We start from the raw sequence: 26849 nt of genomic DNA on the forward strand, positions 1-26849 counted from the left end.
CCCCCGCGCTCGGCCGCCGGCCCGACCGCCCGTTCCCCCGGCTCGTACCGCGTCGTTTTTCACCCCGCCGCGCGCCGGGTGAGTCATGGACCCCGGCATCGCCTACTCCGTTCTCGCCGCGTTCGTCTGGGGCATCTACATCTTCGCCCTGAAGCGGTACTTCCCGGGCTACTCCGGGGCGGTTCTCACGGTCGTCGTCAACGCCTTCGCCGTCGTCCTGTACCTCCCGGTCACGGCGGTGACGTACGACCCGGATGCGGTCCCCTCGCTCGCCGAACTCGGCGCGACGGGCGTGGGAATCGTCGCCGGCACGGCCGCGCTCGTCGGCGTCGCGCTCATCCTGTTCGTCGACGCCCTCGACGCCGGCGACGTCTCCTACGTCGCGCCCATCAACAAGCTCGTCCCGGTGTTCGTCCTCCCCATCGAAATCCTGTTTCTGAACCAGTTCCTGACGGGGATGCAGGTCCTCGGCGTCGCGGTCGCCACCGTCGCCGTCTACGTCGCGAACTACGAGGGCGGGGCGTTCCTCGACCCGCTTCGGCGCGCGGTCCGGTCGCGGCCCGCCCAACTCGCGCTCGCCAGTGCGGCCTGTTACGCCGTCAGCGACGTGGGAAAGCGCGTGGCGCTCCAGGAACTCGGCATCCCGACGAGCGTGTTCGTCCCGGTGCTTTTCGTCGGCGCGGCGCTCGCCGTCCTCCCGGTCGCGGTCCGCGACTGGCCGGGGGTCCGCGGCGACCTCCCGAAGTTCGCCGCGGCGGGCGCGCTCGTCGCCGTCGGCGAACACGTCACGTCGACCGCCTTCGGACTGGTGCCGGCGAGCATCGCCTCGCCCATCGTCAACATGCAGGCCATCGTCGCCGTCGTCCTCGGCGGGGTCGTCCTCCGGGAGGCCCGGTTCGGCACGCGCCTCGCCGCCGCCGTGCTCGCGGTCGTCGGCGTCTCGCTCATCGCGCTCGGCGACGTGGCGGCGCTCCGCGCCCTCGTCGGGTAGCCGCCCTCGCCCCGAACAACAGGTTTCAAGCGCGACCTTCGCCAACCAACGCGCATGTACGACCGACTCAAGGGATTTCGTGACTTCTACCCCGGCGAGATGTCGGCCCGGCGCGAGGTCGTCGACACCGTCGAGACCGCCGCCGCCCGCTACGGCTTCCGCGAAATCGGAACGCCCCACCTCGAACGGACCCAGATGTACGTCGACAAGTCCGGCGAGGAAATCGTCGAGGAGCTGTACGCCTTCGAGGACAAGGGCGGCCGCGAGGTCGCGCTCACGCCCGAACTGACGCCGACGGTCGCCCGGATGGTCGTCGCCAAGCAGCAGGCGCTGTCGAAGCCCATCAAGTGGGTCTCGACCCGGCCCTTCTGGCGCTACGAGCAGGTCCAGCAGGGTCGCTTCCGCGAGTTCTACCAGACCAACGCCGACATCTTCGGCTCCTCGGAGCCGGAGGCCGACGCCGAGATTCTGGCCTTCTGCGCCGACGCGCTGACCGACCTCGGTCTCACGGGCGACGACTTCGAGTTCCGCGTCTCCCACCGCGACATCCTCGGCGGCCTGCTCCGGTCGTTCGACGCCGACGTGGACGTCGCCGACGCGGTCCGCGCCGTCGACAAGTCCGAGAAGGTCGAACGCGAGGAGTACCTCGGCCTGCTTTCGGACGCCGGCCTCTCGTACGACCAGGCCGGCGAGTTCGCCGACCTCATCGAGCGCGGCGACCTCGACGAAATCGCCGAGTTCGGCGGCGACGACGTCGCGGCCGCGGTCGAGAACCTCCGGAACGTCCTCGCCGCCGCCGACGACTTCGGCGCGGGCGAGTTCTGCGAGGTGTCGTTGACGACCGCCCGCGGGCTGGACTACTACACCGGCGTCGTCTTCGAGTGCTTCGACTCCACGGGCGACGTGTCGCGGGCGACGTTCGGCGGCGGCCGCTACGACGACCTCATCGAGTCGTTCGGCGGCCAGCCCACCCCCGCCGTCGGCGTCGGCATCGGCAACGCGACGCTCCAACTGCTCTGTCAGCGCGCCGGCGTCTGGCCCGAGGAGGAGCTGGCGACCGACTACTACCTCCTCACCGTCGGCGACACCCGCGGCGTCGCCTCAGATATCGCCCGCGACCTCCGCGCGGCGGGCAACGTCGTCGAGGTCGACGTGTCCGACCGGAGCTTCGGCGCGCAGATGTCCTACGCCGACTCCGTCAACGCCGACACGGTCGTCATCGTCGGCGAGCGCGACCTCGAAAACGGCGAGGTGACCGTCAAGGACATGGCGAGCGGCGACCAGACCACCGTCCCCGTCGACGACTTCCCCGGCGACCGCGACGCGCCGACCTACGAGGACTACGAGTAGGCCGCGCCGCGGGTCGCGGGGGCGGACCCGACGCCCGCGCCGGCCAACTCCACTCTCGCGCCGGCCGACCCGCCCCGCGATTCCCGCGCCCCGATACCGGCGCGCGCCCTTTTGTTTCCGCCCGTCGTACGGGCGAGTGACATGTACGACAGGATTCTCGTCCCGCTCGACGGCAGCGCCCCCGGCGACGAGGCGCTCGACCGCGCCATCGACCTCGCCGCGACGGCGGACGCGACGCTCTACGCCCTCTACGTCGTCGACGAGCGGGTGCTCCACGCCACGCAACTCGACGCCGGCGGCCTCGTCCGCGCCTACGAGGAGGAAGGCGAGCGCATCGTCTCTGAGGCCGTCGAGGCCGCTGAGGCGGCCGGTATCGAGGTCGTCACGGCCGTCGAACACGGCTCGCCGCACCGGGCGATTCTCCAGTACGCCGAGGAGATAGACGCCGACCTCATCGTGATGGGCACCCACGGCCGCCGCGGCATCGAGCGCTACCTGCTCGGGAGCGTCACCGAGCGCGTGCTCCGGATGTCCGACGTGCCGGTACTCTCCGTCCGCAGCGAGGACTCGCCGGTCGAAGACGAGTGAGCGAGATGGGGTGAACCGCGCCGCGACGGCGCGGGTGGCGTCGGTTAAGTAGTCCGCCGGGAAAGCACCCGGCATGCGCGCCTTCCGCGTCGCCTACGACGGACGCCCGTACCACGGGTTCCAGCGACAGCCGGACGTGCCGACCGTCGAGGACGCCCTCTTCGACGCCTGCCGCGCGCTCGGCGTCTGCGACGACGACGAGGAGCCGGCCGGCTACGCCGCCGCCGGGCGGACCGACGCGGGCGTCTCCGCGCTCGCCCAGACCGTCGCCTTCGACTGCCCCGACTGGTGTACGCCGCGGGCGCTGAACTCGGAGCTCCCGGGGACGGTCCGGGCGTGGGCCGCCGCCGACGTCCCCGACGACTTCCACGCCCGGCACCGACCGACCCGCCGCGAGTACGTCTACGACCTCCACGCCCCGAGCGACGGCTTCGACGACGACCGGGCGAGAGACGCCTTCGACGCCTGCCGCGGCGAACACGACTTCCACAACCTCACGCCCGACGACCACAGGACGGTCCGGGCCATCGACGGCGACCTGACCCGCGACGGCGACTTCCTCCTCGTGCGCGTCGAGGCCGGCGGCTTCGCCCGCGAACTCGTCCGCCGACTCGTCTCGCTCGTCCGCGCCGTCGGGTCGGGCGCGGCCCCGCCGTCGAAGGTGGACGACGTGCTCGGTCCCGACCACCTCGACGGCCCCGAGGGCGTCCCGCCCGCGCCGCCGACACCCCTGCTCCTCACGGCGGTCGACTACCCGGGAGTCGAGTTCGACGTGGACTCGATGGCCGCCGAGAGCGCCGCCGCGGCCTTCGGCGAGCAGGCCCTCGCGGACCGCATCGGTTGGCGCGTCGGCTCGCGCATCCGCGACGGCGTCCGGCGAGAGGCGGGCGACCGCACCGTCGGCGGCGGCGAAGACCGCAGTTGACGGACGCGCGAGGAGTCAATAGCCCTCCGGAGCGGTCGGGGTCGCACATAGCAACGTTATCGTGACTCGGGCGCGAACCGTTCGACCATGTGCTACGACGCTGTCATCTTCGACAACGACGGCGTGCTGACGAAGCCGACGCTCCTCGAAGTCCAGCGGGAGGCGGTCAGACGGGCGTTCGCCGAGTTCGACGTCGAGCCGACGACCGAGACGGTCGACGGGGTCATCAACGGCGGCCTCACGCGCCTGCGCCGCATCTGTTCTGTCCACGACGTGCCGGTCGACGAGTTCTGGTCGCGCCACGAGACCCACGCCGCGGCGACCCAGCGGACGTGTCTCGAAGACGGGACGAAACCGCTGTACGACGACGTGACCGCCCTCGACGACATCGACCACCCGCTGGCGGTCGTGAGCAACAACCAGCACGCGACCATCGAGCACATCCTCGACGTGTTCGACATCGGCGACCGCTTCGAGGTGGCCTACGGCCGCGACCCGACCGTCGAGGGCGCGCGGGTGAAGAAGCCGGACCCGCACTACATCGAGCGCGCGATGGGCGAACTCGGCGTCGACTCGGCGCTCTACGTCGGCGACAGCAACGTCGACGTGGTCGCGGCCGACCGCGCCGGCATCGACTCGGCGTTCATCCGCCGGCCGCACCGCGACGGCTACCAGTTGGCCGCCGAGCCGACCTACGAACTCGACTCGCTTGACGAACTGCTCGCGGTGTGCTGAGCGCGGGAAGGCGACCTCCGGCCGCCACGGAGCCGCGCCGTGTTCCCACTGCGACCCCGCGCCGCGTGCCCGCCGCTCCCCCGTCCCACGTATCGACCAGTAGACACATCACGCGGCTCGCCGTCTGCTCTCGCATGGACCGGTCCACCGCGTGGGACGCCACCCTCCGCATCGTCTTCGGCCTGTTTATCATCGGCGTCGGCAACGCTGTCGGCGGCTTCCTCGCCAGCCTGACGGGTATCGCCGGCCTCGCGCTCTACCTCCTCATGGCCGTGCCGGCGTTCGTCTACGGGATGTTCTACGTCGTCATCGGGGCCGGGATGGTCGTCGAGGCCGCGACCGAGAGCGCGCTGTCGAAGGCGAATCTGACGGTCGAAGTCGCAGACGGCGAGGCAAACGGGCGCGATGACTCGGACGGCGACCGCGGCGGCGACGCCGACCCCGCCGCGCGCGACTGACCGGCGCTACTCCCAGCCGTCGGGCCAGATGCCCGCGGCCTTCATCCCCGTCTCGAAGTCGGCGTCGCGGAACGCCGCGGCGAGTTCGTCGTCGCCGAGTCGCGGAATCCCCCCGTCGGCGGCCGCCGCCGCGAGTTCGCGGACGACGAGCGCGGCGAGCATCCCGTGTTCGCGGACGTTTCTGTCGTCGACCTTGTCGCGGGTGTCGGCGTGGGTGTGGCCCCAGCCGCGGCCGCGCTCGCCGCTTTCGCTCCGGAGTTGGAGCGCCGGGACGCCGGCGCGGACGAACGGCCACTGGTCGCTGAACGGGTGCGGCTCGGGCTCGATTTCGACCGGGTGGCGCGTCTGGTTGCCGACCCGCGTGGCCACCTCGGCGGTCGCCTCCGAGGTGTGGCTGTGGGCGACGAGGTCGCGGAACCGACCCGCGCCGTCGACGTTGACGACGGCGGCGACGCGGTCGAGGTCGAGGCGGTCTGCGAGGTGTTCGGAGCCGGTCAGACCCAGTTCCTCGGCTCCGACGCCGACGACGCGCACGCCGAGGTCGAGGTCCATCTCGGCGAGCAGTCGCGCCGCGGTGACGACGACCGCGATGCCGCAGCCGTTGTCGAGCGCGCCCTCGGCGATGTCGTGGGCGTCGAAGTGGGCACACAGGAGGAGTTCGCGGTCTGTGTCGGGGCCGACGCGACCCTCGACGTTCCGGCTCTCGCCGGGCGTCGTCTCGGCGTCGACCGCGAGGGTCGCCTTCCCGCCGCGGGCCGCGTAGTCGGTCAGCCACGACCCGGTTTCGGCGCTCACGCCGACCGCGGGGGCGGCGGCCTCCTCGTCGTAGCGGAGCGCCCCGGTCGGGGGGAGTTGCCCGGGGACGTGGTTGACGAAGACGAATCCGACCGCGCCGGACTCGATCGCGTAGTTGAACTTCTCCATCCGGTGGACGAACCGGCCGCCGGCGGGGGTGGTCGCGCTGGCGACGGCGAGCGCGCCGTCCACGTCGGCCGCGTCGATTTCGCTCGGCGTGCCGTAGCCGACGTCGACCAGCGGGCCGGAGACGGTCGCCCGCGGAGCGTACGGGAGCGCGACGGCCTCGAAGCGCCGCTCGTCGGGCGCGGTGAGGTCGAGCGTCGTGTCGCCGCGGGTCCAGCGCGCCATCTCGAAGGGGTCGAACTCGACTCGTCCGACGCCCGCGTCGGTGAAGGCGTCGGCGACGAGCGTACTCGCGCGGCGGTCGCCCGGCCCGCCGGCCATCCGGTCGCCGATGGCGGTCAAATCGGTGAGGAACGCCCACGGGCGGTCGTCGACCCACGTCCGGGCGAACGCCTCGCGGACCGCGGGGGAGAGGTCGTCCATGGGGCATCCACACGCCCGCCGGTCAAAGTGGTTTGCGCCGCCGGACCCCGCCGAGCGAACCCCCCGCGGCCGGGGCCGGAGTCGGTGTCGGATGCCGAAAATCGCCCATAACATCTAACTCAGTTGACGTGGTACGAACGACCGCCATGCCGACATGTCAGAACTGCGATTCTTTCGTCACGGAAGGTTACGTCAGGGTGTTCGCCCCGGAGGGCATGGACGACCCCCGCGTCTGCCCGCACTGCGAGGACTTAGTCCGGGACGGCTCGCAGGTCCGAGAGGCGAGGGCGACCCGCCACTGACCGGGTCGCGGTCGCCCGCTTCGACCCCGCACCGCCCCTCGATTGATAAGGCTTACCAGCCGCGCGCGCGTCAAAGTAGCCGACATGAGTTCGGTTCCCGAGCGGAGCGACATCGACGAGGAGTACAAGTGGGACCTCGACAGCATCTACGCGTCCGACGACGAGTGGGAAGCGGCGTACGAGGACGTCGCAGAGCGCGTCCCCGAACTGGCGAGCTACGAGGGTCGCGCCACCGACAACCCCGAGACGCTCCTCGAACTCTTCGAGACGATGGAGTCCGTGCTCCGCGAGGTGTCGATGGTCGTCTCCTACGCGAACCTCCGTAGCAGTCAGGACACGCGGAATCAGGAGTACCAAGCGCAGGCCGGCCGCGCGGAGGCGCTGGCGTCGAGGGCCCGGAGCGCGGTCAGCTATCTGGACCCCGAACTGCAGGAGCTCGGCCGCGACGGCGTCGACGAGTTCGTCGAGGAGGAACCCGAGCTGGCGGCCTACGAGCACTACTTCGACGACGTGCTCCGGACGAAGGAACACACCCGCTCCGCGGAGGTCGAAGAAGTCCTCGCCGACCTCTCGGACGTGACCGGCGCGTCCAGCGACATCTACTCCATGCTCGCCAACGCCGACCTCGAATTCCCGACCGTCGAAAAGCCCGACGGCACGTCGGTCGAAATCACGCAGGGCAACTTCACGAAGCTCCAGAAACACCCCGACCGCGAGTTCCGCCGGACCGTCCACGAGGAGTTCTACGACCGCTGGGCCGACGTGCGCAACGCCGTCGGCACCTCGCTGAAAAACAGCGTCAAGAAGGACGTGAAGACCGCGCGCATCCGCGGCTACGAGACCGCCCGCGAGTCCGCCCTCGACGGCCCCAACGTCCCCGTGGCGGTGTACGACAACTTACTCGACACCGTCCGCGACAACCTCGACCACCTCCACCGCCACGCCGAGTTGAAGCGGGAGGCCATCGGCGCGGACGAACTCAGGATGTGGGACCTGTACGTCTCGCTCACCGGCGACCACGGCCCCGAGATTCCGTACGAACAGGCGAAGGAGTACATCGTCGAGGCCGTCGAACCGCTCGGCGAGGCCTATCAGGAGCGGATGGCCGAGGGGCTCGACGACCGCTGGGTCGACGTGTACGAGAACCGCGGCAAGCGCTCCGGGGCGTACTCCGCGGGCACCTACGACACCCAGCCGTTCATCATGATGAACTACCAGGACGACCCAGCGTCGATGTTCACGCTCGCCCACGAACTGGGCCACTCGATGCACTCCGAACTCGCCAACGACGCCCAGCCGTGGCACGACGCGAGCTACGACATCTTCACCGCCGAGGTCGCTTCGACGGTCAACGAGACGCTCCTGACCGAGTACCTCTTGGAGAACGTCGACGACGACGAACTCCGGACGCACGTCCTCGACGAGTACCTCGAACGGTTCCGCTCGACGCTGTTCCGCCAGACGATGTTCGCCGACTTCGAACTCCAGATTCACGAGATAATCGAGGACGACGGCGCGCTCACGCCCGACCGCTTCGACGAGCTGTACGGCGACCTGAAGGCGGCGTACTACGAGCCCGCGGCGACCGACGACCGCATCGCCCGCGAGTGGATGCGCATCCCGCACTTCTACTACAACTACTACGTCTACCAGTACGCGACGGGTATCTCGGCGGCGGCGGCCATCGTCGAGCGCATCCGCGAGGAGGGCGAGTCGGCCGCGGCGGACTACCGCGAGGCGCTCGCGCTCGGCGGCAGTGAGTACCCCCTCGACGTGCTCCGGACCGCCGGCGTCGACATGACCGAGCCCGAACCCATCGAGGACGCGATGTCGGTGTACGGCGAGTTCCTCGACGAGGCCGCGACGCTCCTCGACCTCGAATAAACCGAAAATCGCGGCGGCGGCTCAGCCGACCTGCACGAGTTTGGCCTGCCCGGACGCGCTGTTGATGTGGACGTTGTACTCGCCGCGGTCGTCGGCGGCGTGGACGACCCACGCGGACCGCTGTTGAGACGGCGCTTCGATGACGGCGTCGTCGTGGCCGGCGTGCCGGAGCTTTTCGCGCGCGATGCGCTGTGCGTCGAGCGGCGACCGGACGGACTGCTCGCCGTCTCGGAGTCGAATCGTCGTCACCGGGACGCTGGCGAGTCGGCCGACGCGCTCGGCGACGCTCCCGTTCACCAGCCGGTCGACGCCCTCGCGGCCGTGGGTCCCCATCACGATGAGGTCGGCGCGATGCGTGTTGGCGAAGTCGGCGATTGACGCCGCGGGGTCGCCGACGAGGATGCTCGTCTCGATGTCGACGCCGCGCTCCTCGGCGCGTTCGGCCACGTCCGCGAAGGCGCGTTCGCTCCGCGACTGCGAGCGCTCGCCGTCGTCGTCGGTGTCAACGGGCGGTCGGGCGACGTACAGCGCGTGAACGGACGCGCCGACCGCGTCCGCGAGGCGAACCGCGTGACTCGCCGCGTTCATTGACTCCGGGCTGGTGTCGACGGGAACGACGATTTTGGTGTACATTTGTTGGCCCTCCTGAGCCAGGATACGCGGGGAACGGAGTAATATCGCGTATTCGGTTCTTATATTTCGAGAACGACCGGGTCCGTATGTACCCCAGAACGCCCTCTCTCCGGTAAGCGCCGCACGCGACGGCGTCGTCAAATTATGAATGACGGATGGAACATCGTCGTCTGCGTCAAGCAGGTTCCCGATGCGGACGACGTCACGATAGACCCCGACACGGGGACGTTGAACCGCTCCGACGCGCCGGCGGTGCTGAACAAGCCCGACCACAACGCCGTCGAGTCCGCGCTCGCGCTCCGCGACGCCGTCGGCGGGACCGTGACCGCGATCACGATGGGGCCGCCGCCGGCCAGCGCGGTCCTACAGGCGGCCGTCGCCGCGGGCGCGGACGGCGGCGTCCTGCTCACCGACCGGGCGTTCGGCGGCAGCGACACGTGGCCCACGAGCCTCGCGCTCGCGCGGGCGGCCGAGGAACTCGACGCCGACGTGGTCATCTGCGGCGAGGAGAGCACCGACTCCTCGACCGGACAGGTACCGCCGGGCATCGCCGCCCACAACGGCTGGTCGCAACTCACCTACACCGAGTCGCTCGACCCCCGACCCGACGAGGGCGTCCTCGTCGGCACGCGGGACGTCGAAGGCGGCTACGAGCGCGTCGCCGCCGCGCTCCCCGTCGTCGTGGCGATGGTGTTCGGCGCGAACGACCCGCGACCCGCCGGGTTACACCGGAAGATATTCGCCGAGACCGAGTTCGAACCGGTCCAGTGGACCGCCGCCGACCTCGAAATCGAAGACCGGGTCGGCCTCGCCAACTCGCCGACGAAGGTCGGCGGGATGGACACCGCCTCGCCGGTCGAACGCGAGCGGACGCGCGTCGACAGCGTCGAAGCACTCTACGACCACCTCGCGGAGGTGCTCTAGATGAGCGCCGCGAGCGGGCCGGAAATCGACGTCGCCGACTACCGGGACGTCTGGGTGTTCGTCGAACAGCACGAGGGAGAGGCCGCGCCGGTGTCGTGGGAACTCCTCGCGAAGGGGCGCGAACTCGCCGACGAGACGGGCGAATCGCTCGTCGCGCTCGTCGTGGGCGACGGCGTCTCTCACCTCGCCGAGGAGGCGGTGGCCCGCGGGGCCGACCGCGCGCTCCTCGCCGACGACCCGGTGTTCGAACCGTACCGCGCCGACCCCTACGGCGAGCAGTTCCGCGCGCTCGTCGAGGCGCGCAAGCCGAGCATCGTCCTCATCGGCGGGACCCACACCGGCCGCGACTTCGCGGGTCGGGTCGCCGTGCCCGCCCACGCCGGCCTCACGGCCGACTGCACCGAACTCGCCGTCGACGAGGCGGGACTCCTCCTCGCGAGCCGGCCGACGTTCGGCGGGAGCGCGATGGCGACCATCAAGTGCCCCGCCCACCGCCCGCAGATGGCGACGGTCCGCGCCGGCGTGTTCGACGCCGGCGAACCCGCCGACGGAACGGAGAGCGCGGCCGACGCCGTCGAATCGGTCGAGGTCGTCGTCGCCGAGGAAGACACGCTTTCGACCGTTCTCGAACGTGTCGTCGGCGGCGTCGTCGACATCACCGACGCGGACGTCATCGTCGCCGGCGGCGCGGGTTGCGAGGGCGACGTGACGCCGCTCGTCGAACTCGCGGAGGCGCTCGGCGGCGAGGTCGCCGCCACCCGCGCCGCCGTCGAGGAGGGCTGGGTCGAACCCGCGCGGCAGGTCGGCCAGACGGGCAAGACCGTCCGACCGCACCTCTACGTCGCCGCGGGCATCTCGGGTGCCGTCCAACACCTCGAAGGGATGAACGGGAGCGACGTGGTCGTCGCCGTCAACACCGACCCCAACGCGCCCATCTTCGAACACGCCGACTACGGCATCGTCGGCGACCTCCACGAGGTGCTTCCCGCGCTGACTGCGATGGTCCGCGAGAAACGGGAGGTGGCGGTATGAGCAACGAGGCGACCACGGCCGGCGGCCTGCAACGCCCGACGCTCCGGACCGAGACGCCGAACTACGACGACGCGTACGACGCCGTCGTCGTCGGTGCCGGACTGGCCGGGACCGCCGCGGCGCTGACGATGGCCCGCGACGGCCTCGACGTGCTGATGCTCGAACGCGGCCCCGCGGCGGGGACGAAGAACGTCTTCGGCGGCGTGCTCTACACGCCGACGATTCGGGAGTTAGTCGACATCGACGGCGCGCCGCTCGAACGCTACGTCGCCGAGAAGCGCTTCTCGATACTCTCGTCAGAGGGCGACGAGACCGCGGTTTCGATGCGGCCCGGCGCGTGGCGCGACGAGCCCCACAACGACTCCTACACCGTCCTCAGACGGCGGTTCGACGAGTGGTTCGCGAAGCAGGCGGTCGAGGCCGGCGCGACGCTCGTCACCGAGACGACGGTCACGGGCCTCCTCCGCGACGGCGGCGCGGTCGTCGGCGTGACGACCGACCGCCCGGACGGGGAAATTCACGCCCCGGTCGTCGTGCTCGCCGAGGGAGCGAACTCGCTGGTGAGCGAGGGCGCGGACCTCAAGGAACGCCCCGAGCGCGACGCGGTCGCGGTGTCGGTCAAAGAGGTGTTCAAACTCGACCGCGACACCATCGACGACCGCTTCCGGCTCGACGGCGACGCCGGCGCGGCCTACCAGTACTTCGGCGAGGGGGCCGTCGGCGAGGCCGTCGGCGGCGGCTTCGTCTACACGAACAAGCGCTCGGTGAGCGTCGGGGTCGTCTACCGCGTCGAAGACGCCGCGGCCGGCCAGACGCCCGAGGCGACGCTCGACGCCTTCGAGTCGCACCCGGCGGTCGCCCCGCTCATCCGCGGCGGCCGTCGCATCGAGTACAGCGCCCACGTCGTCCCCGAGGGCGGCGCTCGCGCGATGCCCGACCTCGTCCACGACGGGGCGGTCGTCGTCGGCGACGCCGCGGGCCTCGTGTTGAACAGCGGCGTCCACCTCGAAGGGACGAACATGGCCGTCGAGAGCGGCTACCACGCCGGGAAGGCCATCGCGGCCGCGCTGGCGGACGGCCGGAGCGACGCCGAGGCGCTCGCCGCCTACGCGCGCGACCTCGACCAGTCGTTCGTGGTCGAGAACCTCCGGCACTACGACTGGTTCCAGCGGACCATCGCGGCCGACCGACAGTTCCTCTTCGAGGACCTGCCGCGCGCGCTGGCCAGCGCCGAGACGGAGTACTTCAAGATGGACCGCGCGTCGAAAGACGAACACACGGGCGCGGCCCGCGACCACCTCGTCGCCGCCGCCGGCGGCTGGTTCGGCGCGGCGAAACGCGCCTGGCGCTTCCGGAGGATGTTATCATGAGCACCGCACAACCCCACGTTCCCGACGTGAGCATCGAAGACCGTCTGTACACGGTCAAGTACCGCGACGCCGGCGAGTCACACCTCGGCGTCGAGAACCCGGACGTCTGCGCCGACTGCACCACAAACGAGTGCACGTCGGTCTGTCCCGCGGCGGTGTGGACGGTCGACCCCGACGGCGACGGCGTGCCGTCCATCGCCTACGAGAACTGCCTCGAATGCGGGACCTGCCGCTACGGCTGTCCGTACGACAACGTCGAGTGGAGCTACCCGAAGACCGGCGGCGGCGTCGTGTTCAAGCAGGGTTGAGAGAACCGATCCGCTGATTTCGGGGTGTTCGGCTCCCCTACCTTCCCAAACCGAGATATAGTTGGACAACCAATATGTTCTCGGGGACGTGACTGATGTCAGACGAGTGTTTCCGATTGAATCTGGGGGAGCAGACCGGTGTCGACGAAGTGGTACTCGGCTTTCGCAAGGACGGAGCGTTCTACGAATTGCTGACGGTGTCGCCGCCTATCGAAGCCGAGGTTCGGTGCCTGTTGAACGAAATCGCACGGCACGAGAATTAACCAGTCGTTTTCGCGAGTGCGACGGCGCGCGCTGTCGCTCGCTCACGCTGTTGGTCCCGATGAGAACCTACAGAGCCGTCGCTCCGCACGAACTCCGTCGCAGAAACGGGCTGGGAGGGACTCGAACCGAGCCCAGACGTGCTCGCTTCGCTGTGCGCGACTGGTCGGGTTCAATCTCTCGAAGCCGTTTCACTCCTCACGGTTGTTCGGAGTAGAAACGGGCTGGGAGGGACTTGAACCCCCGACCGTCTGGTTAAAAGCCAGACGCTCTGCCTAACTGAGCTACCAGCCCTCGGAGTTTCTTTAAGTGGGGATACTGATAAGCGTTTATTTTCACAGCCCCCGCCTGCTTTGTACCCCGTTGCCGTCTCCCACATCATGGACCTGCGCGACTTCGTGGACACGCTGCTCCGGTTCGAGAGCGTCGCCCGCGCCGAGGCCCCGGCCCAGCAGTGGGTCAGAAACCGGCTGCACGACTTCGAGTTCGACACCTACGAGTGGACCGCCGACCCGGAGCGACTGGCCGAACACCCGTCGTTCCCGGACGACCCCGACGACATCGACACCGCGAACCGCCCGAGCGTCGCCGGCGTGGTCGAGTTCGGCGACCCCGACGCGGGCCGGACTATCGTCCTCAACGGGCACGTCGACGTGGTGCCAGCCGACAGGGGGCTGTGGTCTCACGACCCGTACATCCCCGACTGGAACGACGACGCGGGCACCGTCAGCGCCCGCGGCGCGGCCGACATGAAAGCGGGGCTCGCGGCGTGCGTCTTCGCGGCGCTCGACCTGCGCGACGCCGTCGAGGCGGGCGACCTCGACCTCGACGGGCGGGTCGTCGTCGAGAGCGTCGCCGGCGAGGAAGACGGCGGCATCGGGGCCGCGGCGGCCGCCGTCGACAACCCCTACCCGTTCGAGCGGGACGCCGCGCTCGTCGCCGAGCCGACGCGGCTCAAGCCGGTCGTCGCCACCGAGGGGTCGGTGATGAAGCGGCTCCGACTGACCGGACGCACGGCGCACGCGGCCTCGCGGTGGCGCGGCGTGGACGTCATCGAGAAGTTCGAGGCGATTCGGGGGGCGTTTTTCGACCTCGAAGCGGAGCGGACCGACGCGGTCTCGCACCCGCTTTTCGACTACCCGATACCGTGGCCCGTCTGCGTCGGCCGCGTCGAAGCGGGGTCGTGGGCGTCGAGCGTCGCGGGGACGCTCACCGCGGAGTGGCGACTCGGCGTCGCGCCGGGCGAGACGGTCGCCGAGGTCGAAGCGGCGTTCGACGAGCGGCTGGCGAGCGTCGTCGCCGACGACGAGTGGCTCTCGGCGCACCCGCCGGCGTTCGAGCGGTTTTCGGTGCAGTTCGAACCGGCCGAAATCGACGCCGACGAACCGGTCGTGGAGTCGCTGCGGGCGGCGCTCCGGGCCGACGGCCGCGACGACGAACCGGTCGGCGCGACCTACGGCGCGGACTCGCGGCACTACGTCGAGGCGGGGATTCCGACGGTACTGTTCGGCCCGGGCGACATCGACCACGCGCACTTTCCGGACGAGACCGTCGAGTGGGCGGAAGTCGAGGTCGCTCGGGACGTGATTCGCGAGACGGCGGCGCGGTTCCTTCAGTCGAGGTAGTCGTCGAGGGCGTCGGCGACCACGTCGCCGGGGGCCGAATCTTCGAGCGAGGCGCGGCGGCGGAGTTCGAGGTACACGTCGGCCGGAAGCGTCACGTCGAGCGTGCCGATGTCGACACCGTGGTCCGACAGAGCGTCTACGACGGGCGTGCCGTCGTTGACCTCGCTGGCGAGCCGGCGGACCTCGCGGACGGTCAGCCCGGCGTCGAGCGTCGCCCACGCGAGGTGGAGTCTGGCGTCGCCGGAGACGCGAGCGATGTGCTTTGCGGCCGTGGGCGCGATGCGGCCGCGGGCGACGTGCCGACGGACCGACTGCGGGAGGTCGTGGACGCGGGCCCACTTGCGGATGAAGGAGACGGAGACGTCGCCGCCGGCCCGCTCGGCGGCGCGCTTGTAAGAGCCGACGCCGCGGACGAGCGCGGCGCAGGCGGCCGCGCCGCGGAGCATGAACACGTGGTCGTCGTCGCCGGCGGTGGACTCGGCGAACGAGCGAACCGTTCTGGCGGCCTCGGCGAGGCTGTCGGGGTCGGTGGGGTCGAAGCCGACGGCCTCGCGGGCGCGGTCGCCCGTGACGGCGGGGTCGCCGCGGACGACGGGTTCACCGACCGGTTCGCGTCGGTCGGCCGGAACCTCGGTCGTTCGTCGGCGTTCGTCGTTCGTCATCTACGAATCGATAGCGCGTTCGGGCTTAAAAACGTCCCCCCGAGAGGCGAGATTCGCGCGCGAACGGACCGCAAGCGAACGCGAACGAGAGGACAGAGAGATTACTCCTCGCGGGACTCCGAGAGGTGCGACCAGATTTCGGTACAGCCCGCGCCGTCTTCGAGGTCCTTGAGGTGGGCCGCGGGGTCTTCGTCTTCCGCCTCGGCGGACGGGTCGGCCTCCGCGTCGCGGTCGCGTTCGGGTTCGAGTTCTGCCTCGCCGGTCATGCGTCACCCTCCGTGGACTGTTCGAACAGCTCTGGGGCGACGTCGGCGGAGGCGTGTTGTCGGACGGCGGTGCGGTGGTCACTCATCACCACCACGTACCGGCCGGACCCGCATAAGGGAATCCGCACCTGTAATGTGTACCCCCACTCCCGGCTACCGGAACGGGTTGCCCCTACCTCTGACGGCCGATTTCGGCACAATCGCACGACTACGGTCGAACTACCTCCGAAGCGGGCGTCGCGCTCCCCCGCGGGGATTGCGGGCGCCGTCCCGCATAGGTAGCCGGAGCGCGGAAGGTGAGGTATGAGCGTCTCCCTGCGCGTCCTCGACGACGGGGCGTGGGTCTCCGTGAACGACGCCAGAGAAGTGAGCGTGAGCGAGCTCTGGCGGCTCGACGACCCGTCATTCTGTGGGTGCGAGCTTCCCGACTTCGTCGTCGAGAACGTCCTCGACGTCGGCGCGGACGGCAGAACCGTCTCCGCGAAGGTGTACGGTCAGTGCATCGCCTGCGGCCAGACGGGCGTGCCCGGCTGGGTCCCGGTCGGCAGGCTCCGCGAGGGCGAATTCGTCGATATCGACCGCGAGCGGGTCGTCCTCCCGGTTCGACGCGGCGACGACGACGAGTAGGCAACATTATCCTCTTTTGGGCAGCACCGGGAAGGGTTGACGGTACGCTCGGGGCCTTACGTGGGCACGTATATCGACATTCATACGAATGCCCACGGACGTCGAACGCTGGAAGTCGGAGGTCTACGGTAACGAGATACGAGAGCACCTGCTCGAATTCGCCGAGCAGGGCTGGGACACCATCCCGGAAGACGAGCGAGACGCCTGGTTCGAGCGCTTCAAATGGTGGGGGCTGTACCACCAGCGCAACGGCCAAGAGAGCTACTTCATGATGCGCATCGGGACGCCGAACGGCGTGCTGACGCCCGGTCAGACCGAAGTCGTCGCGGAAGTCGCCGACGAGTACGCCCGCGGCCCGGCCGAAAACCCCATCTTCGGCAACGGCTACGTCGACTGGACGACCCGCCAGTCGATTCAGCTCCACTGGATTAAGCTGGAGGACATCCCGGAAATCTTCGACAAGCTCGAATCGGTCGGTCTGTCGACCCAGCAGGCCTGCGGTGACTCGTGGCGGAACATCGTCGGCTGTCCCGTCGCCGGCAAGGACAAACACGAGCACGTCGACGCGCTTCCCGTCGCGATGGAGCTCAACGAGACGTTCAAGGGGAACGACGACCACTCGAACCTCCCGCGCAAGTGGAAGGTCTCCGTCACCGGCTGCCGCGAGGGCTGCGGACAGGGCGACATCAACGACCTCGCGCTCGAACCCGCAACGAAGGAAATCGACGGCGAGGAGACGAAGGGCTTCAACATCCGCATCGGCGGCGGCCTCTCGCGTAACGAACCGCGGCTCGCCCGCGACATCGACGTGTTCGTGACGCCCGAGCAGGCCCCCGAGGTGTCGGGAGCCATCTCCGCGCTGTTCCGCGAGAACGGCGACCGCGACAACCGCTACAACGCCCGCATCAAGTTCCTGATGGACGAGTGGGGCGCGGAGAAGTTCCGCGACGTCCTCCAAGAGGAGTTCGTCGACTTCGAACTGGAGACCGCCGGCGACGACCTGCGCTCGGAGTACTCCTACAACTCCGGCTACGCCGACGGCGGCCACTCCGACCACGTCGGTATCCACGAGCAGGCCGACGGCAACTACTACGTCGGCCTCAACGTCCTCGTCGGTCGCATGGGCGTCGACGAGACGAAGGAGCTCGCCCGCGTCGCCGACGAGTACGGCTCCGGCGAGATTCGCGTCACCCAGCGCCAGAACGTCATCATCACCGACGTTCCCGAGGAGAAGCTCGACGCGCTGCAGGACGAGGACCTCCTCGACCACTACTCGCCCGACCCCCACCCGTTCATGCGCGGCTCCATCGCCTGTACGGGCACCGAGTTCTGTTCGCTCTCCATCGTGGAGACGAAGAACCGGCAGGTCCGCTACGCCCGCTGGCTCAAGGAGAACGTCGAACTCCCCGCGGGCGTCGAGGACTTCCACATCCACCTCTCGGGCTGTACGGCCTCCTGCGCCCAGCCGCAGATCGCGGACATCAGCCTCCGCGGCATGAAGACCCGCAAAAACGGGGACCCGGTCGAGGCGCTCGACATCGGCCTCGGCGGCGGCCTCGGCGAGAACCCGAACTTCGCCGAGTGGGTCACCCAGCGCGTCCCCGTCGACGAGGTGCCGGGCGCAATCAAGAACCTGCTCGCCAACTTCGAGGAGCGCCGCGAGGGCGACGAGACGTTCCGCGAGTTCGTCGCGCGGACGGACGAAGAGGACCTCGCCGAACTGGTCGAACCCGAGGAGACCAGCTACGAGGACCCGATGATGCACAACACGAAGCGCACGTGGTACCCCTACGCCGACGACGACTCGATGGACGCGAGTCCCGCGCCGACCCGGGCCGACGGCACGCCCATCCCGAGCGACGACTGAGCCGACCGTTTTCGGCCGGTGACCGACCGCGACCGCCGCGTTCGTCGCCGGATTCCGACGCCGGTCCGCGCCGGTGACGACTCCGCCGCGCTACCTATTTACGACGACACCGAACACTACTCACAGATGCCAGACCGAATCCTGAAGGTCAACGCCTACACGACGCTGGACCTCGTCGACGCGTCGGCGACGGGCCACGACTTCGAGGAGTCGGCGTTCGCCGTGTGCAACGTCACCTCGCCGCGGAAGCACCCCGACGAGATTACCCTCGAACTCGAACTCGACTGGACGCAGCTCGACGCGCTCGCGCCGCACGCGGACAAGCTAACGCTGTCGCCCGAGGAGGCCCGGACGCTCGCGGCCGACCTCGAAAAGCACGCCGACCGCGTCGAAGCCGAACAGCGCGACTGACCGCAGTCTCCCGATTTTCGACGACGGTTCGACGGCTCCGAGCGGCGCGGCCGGCCGCGGGAGCCCGGCGGTTCGTGGCAACAACACCCGTGACAACTTCTAACCCAGTTTACTCAACGAATCGTGGTAAACCGTAACTCGAACTGTCTATTCGTACTGCAACGAGACCAATCGTTAGACATATGCCTTCGGAAGTCGCAGGATGTGTTGTGATACAGACGACGCCTCTACGCCGTCCACGCACCGAGCGTCGACCGCACTCCACCTCCCGCGCCCGCCCGGCGAATCGAACGCCGGCCACAGCGCGGGGGGTGGTGGCGTGAGCCGTCACCGGACCCTCGTCCTCTTCGTCGCGGCCGCGGCGCTGTTCGGCACCTCCTTCGTCGGCATCAAGGCCGCCATCGGCTCGGTGCCCCCGGTGCTGTTCGCCGCCTTCCGCGTCGACGTCGCCGCCGTCGTCCTCCTGACGCTCGTCGCCGTCCGCGGCGGTTACTGGCTCCCGCGGACCCGCGCCGACGCCCTCGGCATCCTCGCCAGCGCCGCGTTCGTCCTCGGGGCGAACAACGTGTTCCTGTTCCTCGGCCAGCAGCACGCGACGACCGGCGCGGCGGCGGTCATGTACAGCATCATGCCCGTCGCCTCCCCGGTGTTCGCCGTCCTGCTCCTCGACGACGCGCGCATCTCGGCGGTCGACGCCGCCGGCATCCTGCTCGGACTCGTCGGCGTCGTCGTCATCGTCGGCCCCCAGAGCGTCCTCGGCGGCGGGAGCGTCGGACAGGCGCTCATCGTCTGTTCGGCGCTGTCGGTCGCCTTCGGGACCGTCCTGCTCAAGCGCGTCGGACCCTCTATCGGGACGCTCCCGCAGACCGCGTGGGCGATGGCGGCCGCCGCCGTCGGCATCCACGCCGCGAGCCTCGGTCTCGGCGAGTCGGTCGCGCAGGTCGCGTGGTCGCCGGAACTCGTCGCCGCGATTCTCTACGTCGGCATGCCCGCGACCGCCGCGGCCTACCCGGTCTACTTCGCGCTCCTCGCGGAGGCCGGCCCGGTCCGCGGCAACCTCGTCGCCTACGCGATGCCGGTCGTCGCCACCGTCACCGGCTGGGCGTTCCTCGGCGAGTCCGTCTCGCCGGCGACCGTCCTCGGCTTCGGCGTCATCCTCTCGGGGTTCGTCCTCGTCCAGCGCGACAGCGTGGCCCGGGTGGTCGGTCTCCGGGGGAGCGTCCCCGCCGAAGCGGAGTGAGAGTACTGGCTCTCTGAAATTCTCGGTCGCTGACGGGTTGTCGAGACCCTGCTGAACAGAAGGCGCGTATCGGTCGCCCGCAGTCGAGCGAAGGCGGTTCTCGCAGGTCGGGAGTTACCTGACAACGGTATATCGTTTCGGCACGAAGTATAGGTCGGTCGACTAGAACCATGACCGAGACCACCGTAACCAAACACGAACAGCCCATGAGTGACTACCTCGCGCTGTGGCACGGGGAGTTCTCGAAGATAGACGTGCTCTCCGATTCGTTCGTGGCCTACGAACCGAGCGCTCCGGGCGGCGAAGTGCGCGGGCCGGACGCCTTCGAAGCGTACGTTCGTCAACTTCGAACCGCGTTCCCCGACTTCACGATCACCCCCGAGGCCGCGCTCGAAGGCGAGGAGATAGTCATGACCGAGTGGACGGGGACAGGCACGCACGAAGGGGAGTTCAACGGGCTCCCCCCGACCGGCCGCACGTTCGAACACAGGGGGATGTCGAAGTTCGTCATCGCGGACGGCGAGATACGGGAAGAACGGATGTACTACGACCCGCGGGAGATCGCCGAGCAGCTCGGCTTCCTCGAAGAGTGAGACCGCGGCAGACAGCCACCGGACCCTCTCACTCGGGTGCGCTCCGGGTCAACGGAGTGCAACAGAACGTGAAGCGGAGACGGCAGACCGAAGCCGAACCTACGCGGCGACCCGTCGCCGGACCGCGACGGCGACGGACACCAGCGTCTCCTTTTTCATCGCCGCGAAGCCGAAGAAGATGGCTCCGAAGCCGACGAGCGCCGTCGCGTCGATGACGTGGCCGAGGAGCGCCCAACTCATGAGCGCCGCGACCACGGGTTCGACGTAGCCGATGAGGTTGAGTTCGGTCGGGCCGAGGCGGTCCAACAGTTCGAAGTAGAGGAGGAACGCCACCGCGCCGGAGACGAGCGTCAGGTAGAGGAACGACGCGATGCCGGCGGGGGCGAGTTCGATGGCCGAAAGCGACTCGCCGTTGGCGAGCGCCCAGCCGTGGAGCAGGACGCCGCCGCCGAGCATCGCCCACGCCTGCATCGACTGGACCGGGAGGTCGGTCCGGAGCGGGCGGGTGAGGACCGCGCCGAGCGCGAACGACACCGCGGCGAGGAAGATGAGGACGATGCCGAGCCCCTGCGTCGACCCGGCCGAGCCGGAGAACGCAGAGACGGGGTCGGCGACGAGGACGACGCCGGCGAAGCCGGCGAGCAGTCCGACCGTGGCGGTCCTCCCCAGCGACCCCTCGGTGAGGACGAACGAGGCGAAGACGGCGGTCAGGATAGGCGAGAGGCTGATGATGATGGAGGCCACCGCGCCGGGGACGTGTTCCTGTCCGAGGTACAGCAGGCCGTGGTGGGCGGCGATGATGAACACCGCGCCGATGGCGGTCGCGAGCAGTTCGTCTCTCGTCTCCGGCCGCCAGCGGTCGGTCGAGTAGAGGGCGTACGCCAGCATCACGAGGCCGGCGAGTTCGTAGCGGAGCGCGGCGAAAGAGAGCGTCGGGAAGAACTCCAAGCCGACCTCGATGGCGACGAACGAGGTGCCCCACATCGCCGCGAGCGCGACGAAAAGCAGGGGCGTCGTCGGAATGTTTGTCCAAGTGGTTCGCGTCATAGTCGAATCTGTTTCATCTCTCAGAGACCCACCGTGTTAAAGTCTTCTACAAGAGAACCAGATTGAGTTGGAGTTTAGAATATATTTTCTGTGTTTTACTGTATCAAACGACGTATAATTCGTGATAGTTCGATTGGATTCGAGAGGTGGCGAAAACGGCGGACAGAACAAGGACTTACCTCACCGACCGCAACGGGAGGGTATGGACGAACGCGACGTGCGCCTGTTGAAGGCCATCGCGGACCTCGGGACGGGCAGTCCCGAGAAGCTACACGAAGCGACGGACATCCCCGTGTCGACCATCCACTACCGCCTGAACAACCTGAAGGACGACGGCGTCATCGAAAACGACCTCTACGACATCGACTTAGAGGCGTTCGGACTCGGCGTCACCGTGGTCGTGGAAGTGCTGGCGGACTACAGCGGGTCGTACGAGGAAGTCGGGAACAAACTGCTGGAGATAGAGGGCGTCACACAGCTCTACTTCACGATGGGTGAGACGGACTTCATCGTCGTCGCCCACCTCGCGGACTCCGACCGCGTGGAGCGCCTCATCAGCGACTTCGAGGCGACGCCGGAGGTCGAGCGAACGAACTCGACGTTCGTCATCTCCTCGATGCGCGACAGCCACCGGGCGCTCCAGAGCTACACGCTGGAGACGCTCCTCGACGAGTTGGGCATCGAGGACTGACAGTCGCCCGGGAGCGTATCACGGTTGGTCACGTACTACCGACCATGTCGAACGACGTGCGAACGTGGCTGGTCGAACGGACCTACTCCGACGACGAACAGAACATCATCATCCTCGTGTACGCGACCCCCGACGGGACGCGCTACCACCGGAAGGAGCGCTCGCTGACGAGCTTCGAGTCCGACGTGCGCGACACCTACGCCGCCGTCGACGTGCCCGAAGACGAACTGGGCCGCGTCGGCGACGAGGAGACGAGAGAGGCCTACGCGGCCGCCGCGAGCGAGATGGCCGAGTCCCACGAGCCGACCGACACGGTCTGAGAGGGCGGCCGGCTCAGGCGACCGCCGCGAGCGGGATGGAGACGACGGCCACCGCCCCCATCGGGTCGTTGTCCTCGAAGTGGACCTCGCCGCCGAACGAGTCGACCAGTTGGTTGACGAGGTAGAGTCCGAGGCCGGTGCCGGTGCTCTCCAGTCCCTTTTCGCCCTTGCCGAAGACGACCGACTTCCGCGCGTCGGGGATGCCCGAGCCGTCGTCGGCGATGCGGATGCGCGCCGTCTGGGCGTCGTCGTCCACGGTCGCCGAGACGGTGACGACGGTGTCGTCGGCGTTGTGCTGGACGGCGTTGTTGAGGAGGTTGCCGAGCACCGACGCGATGAGCGGGTTCGCGCGCACCGCCACGTCCGGAATCTCGCCGTCCACCTCGAACGTCGCGCGGGGGAACGCCTCGCGGCGGACTGCGAGTTCGCGCTCGACGGCGTTGGCGAGCGACATCGGGCGAGTCTCGACGCCGCCGCCGCTCATCGTCTCCATGAGGTCGCGGGCGACCTCGGTTATCTCGGTGGTGTGGCGACCCGTCGAGAGGATGCGCGAGAGGATGTCCGCGCCCTCCTCGTCGACGTGCTCTCGGAGGAGCTCCGCCCAGCCGACGACGACGGCCATGTCGTTTCGGATGTCGTGGCGGACGATGCGGTTCAGCGCCTCCAGTTCGGCGTTCATCCGTTCGAGTTCGTCCTCGCGGGTGCGGCGGGCGGTCACGTCCTGAATCGTCCCCCTGAGCGACGACACCCGCCCGTCGCGGATGACGGGTTCGCCGCGGGTGCGGACCCACACCTCCGCCCCTTCGGCGGTGACCAGTCGGAACTCGTCTTCCCACGGGACGCCCTCGGACCGGCAGCGGTCCAGCAGTTCGCGGACCCGGTCTCGCTCCTCGGCGGCGTAGAACTCGACGGCGTCGTCGACCGTCGGCTCGTAGTCGAGCGACACCGCGTGGATGCGCTTGGTCTGGTCAGTCCACGCCAGCGTGGCGGTCACGAGGTCGAGTTCCCAGCCGCCCACCTTCGAGATGCGCTGGGTGCGTTCGAGGAAGTCGCGGCTCCGTTCGAGTTCGTCCTCGCGGAGCTTCTGCTCGGAGAGGCTCTGGAAGACGATGACGTTCCGGTCGCCTTCGAGAGACGTGATGGAGAACCGAACCGGAACGAGTTCGTCGTCGAGCCGGCGAATCGACACCTCGCCTTGCCACTTCCCGTCGGCTTCGAGCGCGGGCGGAATCGTCTCTCTGAGCCGTTCGAGTTCCGCCTCGTCGTGGAGGTTGCCCCAGCCCGTCCCGAGCATCGCCTCGGTGTTCGGGTAGCCGCAGATGTCGGCCGCGGCCTCGTTGACGTACACGTGTCGGTCGTCCTCCGTGATGGTGACCCCGGCGTCGACGGCGTCGACCGCGCCCTGGAACGCTTCGAGGTCGCGCTCTCGGCGGCACTCCGCCGTCACGTCTTCGACCGTCGAGATGAGTCGGTCCCGGCCCGATATCTCGGCGACGGTGAGGCTGACGCGAATCCAAACGGTGTCGCCGGCGGCGTTCTCGATGGGCCACGTGAAAACGGACCCGCCCTCCTCGCGGGCGGTCTCGACCTCGTCGAAGGCGCGCTCGGCGTCGTAGCCGGGGACGTCCGCGGTCACGTGCGTCGGATTCGTGTCGATGACCGACGCGCGGTCGATGCCGAGGATATCCAGGTACTGTTGGTTGATGTCGACGAGTTCGAGCGTTTCGAGGTTTCGAACCGCGAGCCCGACGTTGACGGCCTCGAAGAGCGCGCGGTGGTCGAGCGAGCCGACGGTGTTCCGGGCGGCGTCGTAGACGACGTGCCCGAGGTTGTCGAGGTCGTGTTCGTCGGGGACCGACCGCTCGAACGAGACGAGCGGCACGCCGTCGACGCGGAGCTTCGAGACGAGCGGTCGCCCCTCCGAGTCGGTGGCCTCGGTCGAGACGACGAGGCAGTCGATGCGACTTCGTTCGAGCACCGCGTGAACCGCGCCGGGGCTGTCGGCAGTCGAGACGCGGACCTCGGTCGTCGCGTCGCCGACCGCGGCGGGAAGCTCGGCGGCGAGACGCTCGCGAACGGCGGCGTCCTCGCTGACGACGAGGACGTGCAACCGACCAGGCATACCGGCGAAAAGGACAGCGGGGTTCAAGTATGAACCGGCAGCTGTCGGGAAAAAATCACGACCGGCTGTCCGAGCGAACGCCGTGTCCGACCGCGCCGAAGATTCTAACCTCCGGGCGGCGCAAAGCGTGGAAATCTAATCTTTGACGGCGTTGGAGTCGAAGGCTCGAAGCGACAATCGACCTAAACGTGGAGCGCGTACTGGTATCTATGGGGCGGCCACCGCCGCCTCGGTGAACACCATGACGACGACAAACGACTCGACGCGACTCGCGGGCATCGTCCTGCTCGCGCTGGTCGCGCTGTTCGCGCTCCCCGCCCTCTTCGGGATGGCCGGCCTCGGCGGCGGCATGCCGATGGGGTGGGGCGGCGGCTGGATGCACGACACGTGGATGCACGGCGGGACCGGCGGGACCGTCCCGTGGTGGATGTGGGGGATGGGCCTCCTCGGCCAACTGCTCGTCCTCGCGGTGGTCGTCGCCGGCGGCGTCCTCCTGTTCCGCGCCCTGCGCGACGGGAGCGACAGCGCGCTCGACGAACTCCGCCGGGCCTACGCCCGCGGCGACATCGACGACGAGGAGTTCGACCGCCGCCGCGAGCGACTCGAACGCGACTGACGCGTCGGAAACCGAGACAGTCAGAACGTTGCAGGCGAAACGAAGGGCTTCGACCGGGGGCTATCGCGGGGGTCCTCCCGGGAACCGGACGCGCGCCGACCGCAACGACTATATTTATTTAGGCCAACCTAAAAGTATGAGTTCGGATTCGTCCGGTGGGAAGCTCCGCTCGTTCGTCGGTCGCTTCGGCTCGCGGCGGACCCGCCTCCGCGTGTCCGCGTGCGTCGCCGCGAGTCGGTCGATAGCGGTGCCCGACGACGACGACGCCGACGACCGCGTCTGAGCGTCGAGGGCCGGTGCTCCGTCAGCCGCCGCGGGGCGATTCGCCCCGACCGCCGCGCGGCTCAGACCTCGACCGTCGCCCCGATTGCGGGAGCCGCGGCCTCGTAGCCGTCGGCGCGTAGCTCCTCGGCGAACGCCGCACAGCGGTCGCCGTGGTTCACGAACACCGGCGCGTCGCGGTAGTCGTCGAGGAACGACAGGAGCCCGTGTCGGTCGGCGTGGGCGGAGAAGTCGTACATCTCGGCGCGGGCGGCCACCGGGACGACGCCGCCGTTGAGTTCGCAGCGGCCGCGTTCGACCAGTTCCCTGCCCGGCGTCCCCTCTACCTGATAGCCGGTGAGACAGATTTTGTTCGTCGGGTCGCCCCGTATCTCGGGGATGTACGTCATCGCCGGGCCGCCGGAGAGCATCCCGCTCGTCGTCACGATGACCGAGTTCTGCCGAGCGATGCGCTTTCGCTGGCCGTCCCGGCCCGAGACGATTCGGGCGTTCGACTTCGCCCGCTTGAGCGCCGCCGCGTCGCGGACGTAGTCGGGGTGGTTTCCGAGCATCTTCAGCACGCGTATTCCCATGCCGTCGACGTAGCAGTCGATGTCGTGGGCGTCGAGCACCATGAGAATCTCCTGCGTCCGGCCGATGGCGAACGCGGGGACGACGACGGTGCCGCCCTCCCAGACGGTCGTCCGCACCGATTCGACGAAGCGCTCCTCGACGGTCGCGCGGTCGTCGTGTTCCACGTCGGAGTACGTTGATTCGCAGATGACCACGTCGGCGTCGGGGCGGTCGGTCGTGCCCGAAACCAACCGCTGGTCGTCGGTGTGGAAGTCGGCGGTGTACAGCAGGCGCGTCTCGCCGTCGTCGACGAGGACGTGGGCGCTGCCGGGGATGTGGCCCGCGTTGTAGAACGTGACCTCGTGGCCGGCGGCCTCGAACGCCTCGCCGTAGTCGTGGTGTGCCGACTGCTGGGTCATCCGCCGGACGTGCGTCTCGGTGAACGGGCAGTTGTAGCTCCCGCCGTGGAGTTTGAGCGTGTCGCGCGCGAGGGTCCGGGCGAGTTCGTCGGTCGGCGGCGTCCAGTGGACCGCCGGCCAGTCGTCGCCCGACAGGAGCGAGGGGACCGTCCCGACGTGGTCGAGGTGGCCGTGGGAGACGACGACGGCGTCGGGGTCCACGGAGCCGACGGGGAACTGCGGGGGGTTCCCGGTCAGCATCCCGTAGTCGACCAGCAGCGAGTCGTTGACGAGAATCGCGCTGCGCCCGACCTCCTCGGCCCCGCCGAGGAACTGGAGTTTCATTGCCGGCAGTACCGACCGGAGGGGCTTTTGCTCGTCGGTCCGGCCGGGCCGACGGACTCGCGGGCTCGACGCTTTTCAGG

Annotated in this window: 29 protein-coding genes and 1 tRNA gene; 22 read left to right on the forward strand and 8 right to left on the reverse strand. The window is 69.0% G+C overall.

The window, feature by feature from the left end; all coding sequences use genetic code 11:
• The first annotated feature begins 85 nt into the window (after positions 1-85).
• The 6 genes from BN996_RS02015 to BN996_RS02040 all read left to right on the forward strand — a co-directional run bounded on the left by BN996_RS02015 (position 86) and on the right by BN996_RS02040 (position 5047).
• Positions 86-991 (forward strand): EamA family transporter, encoded by a 906-nt coding sequence (locus BN996_RS02015; protein ID WP_089776941.1) that lies wholly within the window; start codon positions 86-88, stop codon positions 989-991.
• A gap of 54 nt (positions 992-1045) precedes the next feature.
• Positions 1046-2341, forward strand: a complete 1296-nt coding sequence (gene hisS, locus BN996_RS02020; protein ID WP_089776942.1) for a histidine--tRNA ligase — start codon at positions 1046-1048, stop codon at positions 2339-2341.
• A gap of 141 nt (positions 2342-2482) precedes the next feature.
• Entirely contained in the window at positions 2483-2929 is a 447-nt protein-coding gene (locus tag BN996_RS02025; RefSeq protein ID WP_089776943.1) for a universal stress protein, read from the forward strand.
• Between the two features lie 73 nt (positions 2930-3002).
• Entirely contained in the window at positions 3003-3854 is an 852-nt protein-coding gene (gene truA / locus BN996_RS02030) for a tRNA pseudouridine(38-40) synthase TruA (RefSeq protein WP_089776944.1), read from the forward strand.
• Positions 3855-3941: 87 nt separating this feature from the next.
• Positions 3942-4589 carry an HAD family hydrolase gene (locus BN996_RS02035; protein WP_089776945.1) on the forward strand — a complete coding sequence of 216 codons (648 nt, stop codon included), beginning with the start codon at positions 3942-3944 and terminating at the stop codon, positions 4587-4589.
• A 134-nt stretch (positions 4590-4723) separates the two neighbouring features.
• Positions 4724-5047 carry a hypothetical protein gene (locus tag BN996_RS02040; protein ID WP_089776946.1) on the forward strand — a complete coding sequence of 108 codons (324 nt, stop codon included), beginning with the start codon at positions 4724-4726 and terminating at the stop codon, positions 5045-5047.
• Between the two features lie 6 nt (positions 5048-5053).
• Here BN996_RS02040 and BN996_RS02045 read toward each other — a convergent pair whose 3' ends face one another.
• A complete protein-coding gene (locus BN996_RS02045) occupies positions 5054-6391 on the reverse strand; it encodes a M28 family metallopeptidase (RefSeq protein WP_089776947.1) in 1338 nt (445 codons plus the stop codon).
• Between the two features lie 146 nt (positions 6392-6537).
• Here BN996_RS02045 and BN996_RS19940 point away from each other — a divergent pair, with 146 nt between their 5' ends.
• Both BN996_RS19940 and pepF read left to right on the forward strand, forming a co-directional pair.
• Positions 6538-6693 (forward strand): DUF7563 family protein, encoded by a 156-nt coding sequence (locus BN996_RS19940; protein WP_007276194.1) that lies wholly within the window; start codon positions 6538-6540, stop codon positions 6691-6693.
• Between the two features lie 84 nt (positions 6694-6777).
• The gene (gene pepF / locus BN996_RS02050; RefSeq protein WP_089776948.1) at positions 6778-8577 is read left to right on the forward strand and encodes an oligoendopeptidase F; all 1800 of its coding nucleotides are present in this window, start codon (positions 6778-6780) and stop codon (positions 8575-8577) included.
• Positions 8578-8598: 21 nt separating this feature from the next.
• Here the strand turns inward: pepF and BN996_RS02055 are convergent, their stop codons facing one another.
• Complete coding sequence (locus tag BN996_RS02055) at positions 8599-9210, reverse strand: universal stress protein (RefSeq protein WP_089776949.1); 612 nt, start codon at positions 9208-9210, stop codon at positions 8599-8601.
• A 144-nt stretch (positions 9211-9354) separates the two neighbouring features.
• Here BN996_RS02055 and BN996_RS02060 point away from each other — a divergent pair, with 144 nt between their 5' ends.
• Genes BN996_RS02060 through BN996_RS02075 form a run of 4 tightly spaced genes read left to right on the forward strand, consistent with a single transcriptional unit; the run spans position 9355 to position 12844 of the window.
• The gene (locus tag BN996_RS02060) at positions 9355-10134 is read left to right on the forward strand and encodes an electron transfer flavoprotein subunit beta/FixA family protein (RefSeq protein ID WP_089776950.1); all 780 of its coding nucleotides are present in this window, start codon (positions 9355-9357) and stop codon (positions 10132-10134) included.
• Complete coding sequence (locus tag BN996_RS02065) at positions 10135-11166, forward strand: electron transfer flavoprotein subunit alpha/FixB family protein (RefSeq protein ID WP_089776951.1); 1032 nt, start codon at positions 10135-10137, stop codon at positions 11164-11166.
• The gene (locus BN996_RS02070; protein WP_089776952.1) at positions 11163-12536 is read left to right on the forward strand and encodes an FAD-dependent oxidoreductase; all 1374 of its coding nucleotides are present in this window, start codon (positions 11163-11165) and stop codon (positions 12534-12536) included. Before BN996_RS02065 ends, BN996_RS02070 begins: the two co-directional genes overlap by 4 nt.
• On the forward strand, positions 12533-12844 hold the full coding sequence (locus BN996_RS02075) for a ferredoxin family protein (RefSeq protein WP_004967506.1): 312 nt from the start codon (positions 12533-12535) through the stop codon (positions 12842-12844). Before BN996_RS02070 ends, BN996_RS02075 begins: the two co-directional genes overlap by 4 nt.
• A gap of 481 nt (positions 12845-13325) precedes the next feature.
• Here the strand turns inward: BN996_RS02075 and BN996_RS02080 are convergent.
• Positions 13326-13399: transfer RNA gene (locus BN996_RS02080), tRNA-Lys, on the reverse strand.
• 86 nt (positions 13400-13485) lie between these two features.
• Between BN996_RS02080 and BN996_RS02085 the strand changes: the two genes are divergently transcribed.
• Complete coding sequence (locus BN996_RS02085) at positions 13486-14730, forward strand: M20/M25/M40 family metallo-hydrolase (protein WP_089776953.1); 1245 nt, start codon at positions 13486-13488, stop codon at positions 14728-14730.
• Here the strand turns inward: BN996_RS02085 and BN996_RS02090 are convergent.
• A complete protein-coding gene (locus BN996_RS02090) occupies positions 14718-15392 on the reverse strand; it encodes a DUF7119 family protein (protein ID WP_089776954.1) in 675 nt (224 codons plus the stop codon). The genes BN996_RS02085 and BN996_RS02090 overlap by 13 nt on opposite strands.
• Before the next feature lie 101 nt (positions 15393-15493).
• Positions 15494-15658, reverse strand: a complete 165-nt coding sequence (locus BN996_RS19945) for a hypothetical protein (protein WP_007275457.1) — start codon at positions 15656-15658, stop codon at positions 15494-15496.
• A 303-nt stretch (positions 15659-15961) separates the two neighbouring features.
• Here BN996_RS19945 and BN996_RS02095 point away from each other — a divergent pair, with 303 nt between their 5' ends.
• From BN996_RS02095 to BN996_RS02115, 5 genes are all read left to right on the forward strand, one after another.
• The gene (locus BN996_RS02095) at positions 15962-16285 is read left to right on the forward strand and encodes a DUF8134 family protein (protein WP_004041667.1); all 324 of its coding nucleotides are present in this window, start codon (positions 15962-15964) and stop codon (positions 16283-16285) included.
• An 88-nt stretch (positions 16286-16373) separates the two neighbouring features.
• Positions 16374-18152: a nitrite/sulfite reductase gene (locus BN996_RS02100; RefSeq protein ID WP_089776955.1), complete on the forward strand. Its 1779-nt coding sequence runs from the start codon at positions 16374-16376 to the stop codon at positions 18150-18152.
• Between the two features lie 126 nt (positions 18153-18278).
• Positions 18279-18563 (forward strand): DUF6360 family protein, encoded by a 285-nt coding sequence (locus BN996_RS02105; protein ID WP_008574757.1) that lies wholly within the window; start codon positions 18279-18281, stop codon positions 18561-18563.
• A 319-nt stretch (positions 18564-18882) separates the two neighbouring features.
• Entirely contained in the window at positions 18883-19803 is a 921-nt protein-coding gene (locus BN996_RS02110) for a DMT family transporter (RefSeq protein WP_089776956.1), read from the forward strand.
• A gap of 170 nt (positions 19804-19973) precedes the next feature.
• A complete protein-coding gene (locus BN996_RS02115; protein WP_089776957.1) occupies positions 19974-20396 on the forward strand; it encodes an ester cyclase in 423 nt (140 codons plus the stop codon).
• 99 nt (positions 20397-20495) lie between these two features.
• Here BN996_RS02115 and BN996_RS02120 read toward each other — a convergent pair whose 3' ends face one another.
• Complete coding sequence (locus BN996_RS02120) at positions 20496-21443, reverse strand: DMT family transporter (RefSeq protein WP_089776958.1); 948 nt, start codon at positions 21441-21443, stop codon at positions 20496-20498.
• Positions 21444-21645: 202 nt separating this feature from the next.
• On the opposite strand from BN996_RS02120, the gene BN996_RS02125 reads away from it, so the two are divergent.
• Together BN996_RS02125 and BN996_RS02130 are read left to right on the forward strand one after the other, a co-directional pair.
• Positions 21646-22134, forward strand: a complete 489-nt coding sequence (locus BN996_RS02125; protein ID WP_004041677.1) for an Lrp/AsnC family transcriptional regulator — start codon at positions 21646-21648, stop codon at positions 22132-22134.
• 44 nt (positions 22135-22178) lie between these two features.
• Entirely contained in the window at positions 22179-22454 is a 276-nt protein-coding gene (locus BN996_RS02130; protein ID WP_089776959.1) for a DUF7967 family protein, read from the forward strand.
• 13 nt (positions 22455-22467) lie between these two features.
• On the opposite strand, the gene BN996_RS02135 is transcribed toward BN996_RS02130, so the two are convergent.
• Positions 22468-24576, reverse strand: a complete 2109-nt coding sequence (locus BN996_RS02135; RefSeq protein WP_089776960.1) for a PAS domain-containing sensor histidine kinase — start codon at positions 24574-24576, stop codon at positions 22468-22470.
• Positions 24577-24817: 241 nt separating this feature from the next.
• On the opposite strand from BN996_RS02135, the gene BN996_RS02140 reads away from it, so the two are divergent.
• Together BN996_RS02140 and BN996_RS19950 are read left to right on the forward strand one after the other, a co-directional pair.
• Positions 24818-25192: an SHOCT domain-containing protein gene (locus tag BN996_RS02140; protein ID WP_089777297.1), complete on the forward strand. Its 375-nt coding sequence runs from the start codon at positions 24818-24820 to the stop codon at positions 25190-25192.
• A gap of 136 nt (positions 25193-25328) precedes the next feature.
• A complete protein-coding gene (locus BN996_RS19950; RefSeq protein WP_167344089.1) occupies positions 25329-25475 on the forward strand; it encodes a hypothetical protein in 147 nt (48 codons plus the stop codon).
• Positions 25476-25536: 61 nt separating this feature from the next.
• Here BN996_RS19950 and BN996_RS02145 read toward each other — a convergent pair whose 3' ends face one another.
• Positions 25537-26769, reverse strand: coding sequence for an MBL fold metallo-hydrolase (locus BN996_RS02145; RefSeq protein ID WP_089776961.1), 1233 nt, complete (start codon positions 26767-26769; stop codon positions 25537-25539).
• Positions 26770-26849: the final 80 nt, after the last annotated feature.

The sequence above is a fragment of the Haloferax massiliensis genome (assembly GCF_001368915.1).
In the GTDB taxonomy this organism is placed as follows: domain Archaea; phylum Halobacteriota; class Halobacteria; order Halobacteriales; family Haloferacaceae; genus Haloferax; species Haloferax massiliensis.

Bases quoted from the DNA above. Each gene is read 5' to 3' on its own strand.
- BN996_RS02015 (WP_089776941.1), top strand. From the start codon at position 86: ATGGACCCCGGCATCGCCTACTCCGTTCTCGCCGCGTTCGTCTGGGGC.
- hisS (WP_089776942.1), top strand. From the start codon at position 1,046: ATGTACGACCGACTCAAGGGATTTCGTGACTTCTACCCCGGCGAGATG.
- BN996_RS02025 (WP_089776943.1), top strand. From the start codon at position 2,483: ATGTACGACAGGATTCTCGTCCCGCTCGACGGCAGCGCCCCCGGCGAC.
- truA (WP_089776944.1), top strand. From the start codon at position 3,003: ATGCGCGCCTTCCGCGTCGCCTACGACGGACGCCCGTACCACGGGTTC.
- BN996_RS02035 (WP_089776945.1), top strand. From the start codon at position 3,942: ATGTGCTACGACGCTGTCATCTTCGACAACGACGGCGTGCTGACGAAG.
- BN996_RS02040 (WP_089776946.1), top strand. From the start codon at position 4,724: ATGGACCGGTCCACCGCGTGGGACGCCACCCTCCGCATCGTCTTCGGC.
- BN996_RS02045 (WP_089776947.1), bottom strand. From the start codon at position 6,391: ATGGACGACCTCTCCCCCGCGGTCCGCGAGGCGTTCGCCCGGACGTGG.
- BN996_RS19940 (WP_007276194.1), top strand. From the start codon at position 6,538: ATGCCGACATGTCAGAACTGCGATTCTTTCGTCACGGAAGGTTACGTC.
- pepF (WP_089776948.1), top strand. From the start codon at position 6,778: ATGAGTTCGGTTCCCGAGCGGAGCGACATCGACGAGGAGTACAAGTGG.
- BN996_RS02055 (WP_089776949.1), bottom strand. From the start codon at position 9,210: ATGTACACCAAAATCGTCGTTCCCGTCGACACCAGCCCGGAGTCAATG.
- BN996_RS02060 (WP_089776950.1), top strand. From the start codon at position 9,355: ATGAATGACGGATGGAACATCGTCGTCTGCGTCAAGCAGGTTCCCGAT.
- BN996_RS02065 (WP_089776951.1), top strand. From the start codon at position 10,135: ATGAGCGCCGCGAGCGGGCCGGAAATCGACGTCGCCGACTACCGGGAC.
- BN996_RS02070 (WP_089776952.1), top strand. From the start codon at position 11,163: ATGAGCAACGAGGCGACCACGGCCGGCGGCCTGCAACGCCCGACGCTC.
- BN996_RS02075 (WP_004967506.1), top strand. From the start codon at position 12,533: ATGAGCACCGCACAACCCCACGTTCCCGACGTGAGCATCGAAGACCGT.
- BN996_RS02085 (WP_089776953.1), top strand. From the start codon at position 13,486: ATGGACCTGCGCGACTTCGTGGACACGCTGCTCCGGTTCGAGAGCGTC.
- BN996_RS02090 (WP_089776954.1), bottom strand. From the start codon at position 15,392: ATGACGAACGACGAACGCCGACGAACGACCGAGGTTCCGGCCGACCGA.
- BN996_RS19945 (WP_007275457.1), bottom strand. From the start codon at position 15,658: ATGACCGGCGAGGCAGAACTCGAACCCGAACGCGACCGCGACGCGGAG.
- BN996_RS02095 (WP_004041667.1), top strand. From the start codon at position 15,962: ATGAGCGTCTCCCTGCGCGTCCTCGACGACGGGGCGTGGGTCTCCGTG.
- BN996_RS02100 (WP_089776955.1), top strand. From the start codon at position 16,374: ATGCCCACGGACGTCGAACGCTGGAAGTCGGAGGTCTACGGTAACGAG.
- BN996_RS02105 (WP_008574757.1), top strand. From the start codon at position 18,279: ATGCCAGACCGAATCCTGAAGGTCAACGCCTACACGACGCTGGACCTC.
- BN996_RS02115 (WP_089776957.1), top strand. From the start codon at position 19,974: ATGACCGAGACCACCGTAACCAAACACGAACAGCCCATGAGTGACTAC.
- BN996_RS02120 (WP_089776958.1), bottom strand. From the start codon at position 21,443: ATGACGCGAACCACTTGGACAAACATTCCGACGACGCCCCTGCTTTTC.
- BN996_RS02125 (WP_004041677.1), top strand. From the start codon at position 21,646: ATGGACGAACGCGACGTGCGCCTGTTGAAGGCCATCGCGGACCTCGGG.
- BN996_RS02130 (WP_089776959.1), top strand. From the start codon at position 22,179: ATGTCGAACGACGTGCGAACGTGGCTGGTCGAACGGACCTACTCCGAC.
- BN996_RS02135 (WP_089776960.1), bottom strand. From the start codon at position 24,576: ATGCCTGGTCGGTTGCACGTCCTCGTCGTCAGCGAGGACGCCGCCGTT.
- BN996_RS02140 (WP_089777297.1), top strand. From the start codon at position 24,818: ATGACGACGACAAACGACTCGACGCGACTCGCGGGCATCGTCCTGCTC.
- BN996_RS19950 (WP_167344089.1), top strand. From the start codon at position 25,329: ATGAGTTCGGATTCGTCCGGTGGGAAGCTCCGCTCGTTCGTCGGTCGC.
- BN996_RS02145 (WP_089776961.1), bottom strand. From the start codon at position 26,769: ATGAAACTCCAGTTCCTCGGCGGGGCCGAGGAGGTCGGGCGCAGCGCG.